Origin of the sequence: Nonlabens ulvanivorans (assembly GCF_000732625.1) — a bacterium.
Classification (GTDB): domain Bacteria; phylum Bacteroidota; class Bacteroidia; order Flavobacteriales; family Flavobacteriaceae; genus Nonlabens; species Nonlabens ulvanivorans.
Genome location: NZ_JPJI01000022.1, coordinates 1 through 5855 on the forward strand (window position 1 = coordinate 1; position 5855 = coordinate 5855).

The 5855-nt window shown below is 32.3% G+C and carries 7 protein-coding genes and 1 pseudogene; 4 read left to right on the forward strand and 4 right to left on the reverse strand.

Annotated features, from left to right (window positions below):
• The first annotated feature begins 85 nt into the window (after positions 1-85).
• Together IL45_RS02240 and IL45_RS02245 are read left to right on the forward strand one after the other, a co-directional pair.
• Entirely contained in the window at positions 86-1198 is a 1113-nt protein-coding gene (locus tag IL45_RS02240) for an RHS repeat-associated core domain-containing protein (protein WP_036579826.1), read from the forward strand.
• Between the two features lie 6 nt (positions 1199-1204).
• Positions 1205-1648 carry a hypothetical protein gene (locus IL45_RS02245; protein ID WP_036579828.1) on the forward strand — a complete coding sequence of 148 codons (444 nt, stop codon included), beginning with the start codon at positions 1205-1207 and terminating at the stop codon, positions 1646-1648.
• 173 nt (positions 1649-1821) lie between these two features.
• Here the strand turns inward: IL45_RS02245 and IL45_RS02250 are convergent, their stop codons facing one another.
• Entirely contained in the window at positions 1822-3096 is a 1275-nt protein-coding gene (locus tag IL45_RS02250; RefSeq protein WP_036579831.1) for a DDE-type integrase/transposase/recombinase, read from the reverse strand.
• A 367-nt stretch (positions 3097-3463) separates the two neighbouring features.
• Between IL45_RS02250 and IL45_RS02255 the strand changes: the two genes are divergently transcribed.
• Both IL45_RS02255 and IL45_RS02260 read left to right on the forward strand, forming a co-directional pair.
• Positions 3464-3802: a helix-turn-helix transcriptional regulator gene (locus IL45_RS02255; RefSeq protein ID WP_036579833.1), complete on the forward strand. Its 339-nt coding sequence runs from the start codon at positions 3464-3466 to the stop codon at positions 3800-3802.
• Entirely contained in the window at positions 3799-4320 is a 522-nt protein-coding gene (locus IL45_RS02260; RefSeq protein WP_036579836.1) for an O-acetyl-ADP-ribose deacetylase, read from the forward strand. The genes IL45_RS02255 and IL45_RS02260 overlap by 4 nt, the downstream gene beginning before the upstream one ends.
• Positions 4321-4358: 38 nt before the next feature.
• On the opposite strand, the gene IL45_RS02265 is transcribed toward IL45_RS02260, so the two are convergent.
• The 3 genes and pseudogenes from IL45_RS02265 to IL45_RS15395 all read right to left on the reverse strand — a co-directional run.
• Complete coding sequence (locus IL45_RS02265) at positions 4359-4661, reverse strand: hypothetical protein (RefSeq protein WP_036579838.1); 303 nt, start codon at positions 4659-4661, stop codon at positions 4359-4361.
• Between the two features lie 2 nt (positions 4662-4663).
• The gene (locus IL45_RS15390; RefSeq protein WP_457920616.1) at positions 4664-5251 is read right to left on the reverse strand and encodes a TreTu family toxin; all 588 of its coding nucleotides are present in this window, start codon (positions 5249-5251) and stop codon (positions 4664-4666) included.
• A gap of 297 nt (positions 5252-5548) precedes the next feature.
• Positions 5549-5773 (reverse strand): annotated as a pseudogene (locus IL45_RS15395) (RHS repeat-associated core domain-containing protein); the annotation flags it as partial.
• Between the last annotated feature and the right edge of the window lie 82 nt (positions 5774-5855).

A 5855-nucleotide genomic window follows, 5' to 3' on the forward strand; every position in this document is an offset into this window, starting at 1 on the left:
TTTTCCTAAATAGCTTGTAAATTTAGGTTTTCGCACAAGCGAGAAAGTCGTTCTTTTAAATAGAATTTAGTGTAGTCCGTATGGGATGCTCCTAAATAATAGACATGGAGCAGTGGATTCCGACGCATATCGCTATGGCTTTAACGGTAAAGAGAAGGACGATGAAGTAAAAGGAGGTGGTGCTCAATATGATTATGGATTTAGAATCTATGATTCAAGATTAGGTAAATTTTTATCTCAAGACCCTTTATTTAGAGGCTATCCATTCTACACTCCTTATCAATTTGCAGGAAACAGACCTATTCAAGCAATGGATCTTGACGGGCTTGAGGAATATTTTTATTGGATTCCTCTTACTCAAAAAATAGGAACTGTCAAATTGGAATTAGTGTCACATGCAGAACGTGCACCTGATTTGACAGAATATGGTCTTTATAAATCAGCCGAAGAAATTCATAAAATCAATGCCGAAATGGCAAAACAGAACGAACTGGCAGTCCAAAGAGCAAAATACGAAGCTTCTCAACAAGCTAGACTAGATTATGAGATGAGTAAAAACCCACTTTGGGCTATGTACCAACTATCTATGTTAAGTGACGTTATTCCAACGTATAGAAGTCTTGAAAAAGGAGACTATGCTATGGCAGGAGTTGGTCTTGTTGCAGGTATGTTAGAGGTTAAAGGGTTTACTAAAGGACTTCGAAAGGTGATGGCTGTTAGAATTTTAAATGATGTACCTTTAAATAATATCAATCAGATTATAGCAAGAATTGATAAAATGGTACATCAAAGAGCTCAAAGACTTGCTGAAATGGCTAGATGGTTAGATCCTCAGGATCAAACAATGCGATCAGGATATAGGGCACATGAACTAAGTACAGCTGTTGATTTTGAACTAACGAGTGGAATAAGATTATCAGCGCAAAACTTTGGCTGTAAGGGAGATTTTGTAGATTCATTAGGTACAAGTTATGACGCTGTTGGTACTACGTTAAAAGGTGCTGAACAACCTACCTTTTTTGCAGATTTCACCCAATCTATTTCAAAACATGTCGATAGAATGATAAATGGAGATTTTGATAAAATTATTTTGGATTTTAATAATTTAAATCAATCTCAAATAGATGCGGTAAAAAGTTACATCAAATCAAATCATAACACACAAACAAATAATATAATAATGTTAAATGACTTATAATGAATTATGTCTAAAAGTTTTATCAAATACAACAATACTGGTTTTTGGATCTCAGATACAATGATTGAATATGCAATATTTTACATTTGTAAAAATATTGATTCAAGGCAATCAAATGAAGAATGGCTAATTGAGTATAGTTCCTATCTTGAAAAATGTTTTCAGGGATACTTTGCTTCATACCTTAATTTAAGATTAGATGAATATCTTGATGATGATGTTAAAAAAAATAAATTTATTGAAATCATAGATTCTACAATTGGTACTGTAAGAAATAAAGGCAGTTTTATTGACAACAAAGAAATTAAAGAAATTATTTTACTAAAACTTCCAGAAGCTCAAATTAATATTCACGATGATTATCACTTAGACACCGTGAATGTAATTAATATACTACAACATCTTAAGCTTCTTCTTTTAGAGGAATATGGAAGAGAATCTGAATTATAATTTTGAAGACTGACTTGGGAAGCGTTGCATTGCAACCTACGAGTGCATTTTGAAATATAGTGTTCCTTATAAGGACAGTTCTTAAAATGAGTTAGTTACGAGAAGGATTTTTAAAGAGCATTTGAATTTATAAAAGGAAAGTCATCATTGATTTTTCTTTTACTATTTCTTAATTAACGGCATAGATTACAGGCGTTTTTTCTATTTTCTAGTCTCCTTATTATTTTTTGCTTCTCAAGACCAATTGTATATTGAGTTAACTCGATGGGTTTACCTTGATAAGTTTCAATTGGAGTATTACCGCCTAGACTCATTTGAGGTCTTAGGGTGTTATATGAAGTAACGGCATTTTCAAGACATTTAGTGAGCTCTTCTCTAGAATTTATTTCCTTATGAAAAAGGAATTGATGTTTAATTACCTTGTTCAGTGCTTCAATCATAGAGTTAGAAAAGACAACGTCTTTTTGAGCAATAACATGATCTATAGGAAATTCACTTGAGTCGACGAATGTCCTAACCGTTTGATTTACGTTTTCACTTCCACCATCGGTTAAAAACTGTAATTCTTGAGGTTTATACTTTTCAGAAGCATTTTGAATTAAAGATTTAATGGCAAATCCAGAACTGACGTTTTCTATTCTATGACCTAGGATCATCTTAGAATAATGATCGATTATAAAATGAATATGATATTTCTTACTATAAAACGTTTTAAAGATAGTTACATCAGCACACCATACTTGGTTAGGTTTTGATGTAATTAAGGGCTGGTAATAATCTGATTTCCTCTTATGGCATTTGTTCTTAAAACCTAGTAACCTACAATACTTATAAAAAGTAGTTATTCCACATTGTAATTCACCATCACGGACAGCTTTTAAATACACTGAAGACTTAGACCAGAACTTATAATCAGTATGAGTCATATACTTTTTAATGGTCTTCACTTCTGATGACAGCAGTTGATTAGAAAACCTACTTACACACCAGTTAAAATATGATGGTTCACACGTATGAATCACGATAGATTTGTAATTTTCAAAAGTACTTCTAGATAAATTAAAAATCTTTAGTGCCTCATTGATAGATATACTTTCCTTAACCTGTTCAATGGTATTAACAATGAGCTCTTTTTGAGTCTTGATTACCGACTTGATTCCTTTTACCTGAGAGATGATTTGATGAAAAGTGTCAGCTAGTTTAAAATAGCTTTCGTTAATTCTTTTAATTCTAGAAGATTGATTGATACGTTTGATTAACTCAATCTCTTCCTGAACTACTTTATTAATCTCACAGAGTTGATATTTATCATCAGATTCTTGTTTCCATCGAGCGATATTAGATCGTGGAATAGTAGCTATTTGCTCATGAGTTAACAGATCTGTTAATAGTCCATTTCTAGTAAAATGTTTAACTGCTGTGTCCCACGATTTTCTATTTCTATACATAAAGTAAAAATAGAAGAACTTACTATCCTGATGAGAATCTGAAAACAGGTCATAAAGAAAGGATTGAAATCACGCTTTATCCAATAAAACTGATATTTATTTGAAATTTAGTAAAAGTCTTTTCAACTATAAGAATTTCATAACTATCTGTATATTAGTAATGTCCTTATAAGGAACATATTATTTCAAAATGCTCTCGTAGGTTGCAGTGGTATCTAACATTGTTGAAAAGTTTACATCTGCGTATTATCAGACACAAATCTATAAAATCATAAACAACCTAACAACAACTATCAGGTATAATTATATATTTTATTACCATATATTTGGGTTTTATGTATATAATCATACATTTTAGTAAGCTATTATGAGTAAGATAGGTAATAAAATCACACAACTACGCAAGGAAAAAGGCTGGTCGCAATCTGAGCTAGCTAAACAAATAAAGGCTTCTCGTGAAGCGATAGGAAAGTATGAACGTGATGAGGCAATCCCATCTGTAGAGACGGCAAAGAATATTGCTGATGTATTTGATGTTAGTTTAGATTATCTCGTAGGAGACGTTTTAAAACCGTCTTTTGATAAACGCATGGTAAAACGTCTTCAAGATATGGAACTACTCTCAGAAAGGGATAAAGATCATTTATTTGCTTTGTTAGATGCGTTTTTAAGAGATGCTAAGACTAAAAAAGCTTATGCGCCATGAATATTAACGTGAAATATGGAGATATTACAAAGATATCTACTGATGTTATTGTGAATGCTGCAAATACTAGCCTTTTAGGAGGTAGCGGTGTTGATGGTGCTATACATAGAATTGGAGGTAAGCAAATACTTGAAGAGTGTCAAAGAATAAGAAATAGTCAAGGTAAGTGCAAAGTAGGTGATGCAGTTATTACAACTGCAGGAAATCTACCTGCAAAATATGTAATTCATACAGTAGGTCCTGTGTGGAATGGAGGGAATAACAATGAAGAAAAACTACTTTATAATTCTTATAAAAACAGCCTCTTATTAGCAGAAAAAAACAAAATAGAAACTATCACTTTTCCTAATATCAGTACTGGCATTTATCGATTCCCAAAAGAGAAAGCTGCTAAAATTTCAATAAACGCAATATCACTTTTTTTACGAGACTCAACGTATGTGAAAAAAGTGATATTAGTATGTTTTGATAATGAAAATTATAATATTTGTGAAGCGTTGCTCTCTGAGTTTGAATAAGGTAAAATATAATTTTTGTTTTAAAAATGCTAGCTTTTTTAATTCTCAAATTTGGTGTTATCTAAAAAGTCGAAGAGCATTTTAAAATATTTATTTTTCTTATCATTCTCTTCTTGAGTTATTAATTGATCTATGATCTCCTTTTCATTGACATAATCCCACAGAAAAATACCTACTAAACCTGTAGACCAAAAATCGATATTACCTCCTATATTATTTGACTCAAATAAAATTTGGTTTAATGAGCCAAAATCTCCTTCTGAAAAGTACCTTATTTGCATGTTTGGCAAATTCTGAAAACCTTTCATTATACCCGTATTATAAATTATTTGCTTTTCCATTCTTATTTTTTGCTTAATACTTCAGAAATATTTGATACTTCTGGTAACATTTCTCCTCCTTGTTGTGCAAGTTTCTTTTTCATCGCATCACCTGCGCTTGGACCTAATGCCTTTTTCCAATCAGATCTACCACCTTGTATTAAACTGCTTTCTGGAACATCAAATTCTACATAAACGGATCCTTTTTTTGCTTGTTTACGATAACTTTCTGCATCTGTAGTTGAAACAAAAGTTTGACCACCAGCACCTTCTTGTAATCTATTAGTTTTTCGCATCTTTTTAAGTTCATCTTGACTCATCCACCTACCAACTCTAACCGTTTTATTAGCATTGTTGACTGTTCGAGCTGCTCTCATATCTCTGAGCCTCATAGTAAGTCGATTTGTATAAAGATTTACTTGTCTTAAAGCACTTTGAGCCCTCATCATCATACGCATTTCCATTATACCTCCTTTGGAAAGAGCGGCAGCTTCAAGAGCGAATAAGAATAAATCCCAATCTTGTTTGTTTTGTCTGGCTTTTATATGTCTGTCGATTATTAAATCTGCTTTTTTTCCCACAGATATTTCATGTTCGATAGAAACATCCATTCTTTTGAGATATTCTGGATCAGTTGCTTTTAAATAAGCTCTATCTGTTGCAATGCTAACTGTAAGTTGTAATAATGTACTAGCTTCTAAATTACCTTGAATTTCGGTACTGCTAATCTCATACTTTTCGGCTATTGCATCGGTGATATGTTTATAGACCTTGTCAGTAACCTCTTTGTTGTGTGTTATTCCAATAATGTTATCTCCATTTGCTACAACAGCACTTTTGGCAATATTATTAGCCCATATTAAATTAACATCTTCACATTTACCATCTGGACAATCTCCTTTAGGGTCATTAAAGATTAAAGGACTATTTCTTGAAAAAGAATAAGGACTATCCCATGCAACAGATTTTGGATCCAAACTTTTCCATCTACCTAATCTCGGATCATATTGCCTAAAGAAAGTAGTGTAACTATTCCCTTCACCCTTCACTTCATCATCCTTCTCCATACCATTAAAACCGTAGCGATATGAATCAGAATCTACAGATCCATGTCTATTATTTAGGAGCATCCCGTAAGGACTATACTAAAATCTATTTAAAAGAACGGCTTTCTCGCTCGCGCAAAAACATAAATTTACAAGCTATTTAGGAAAA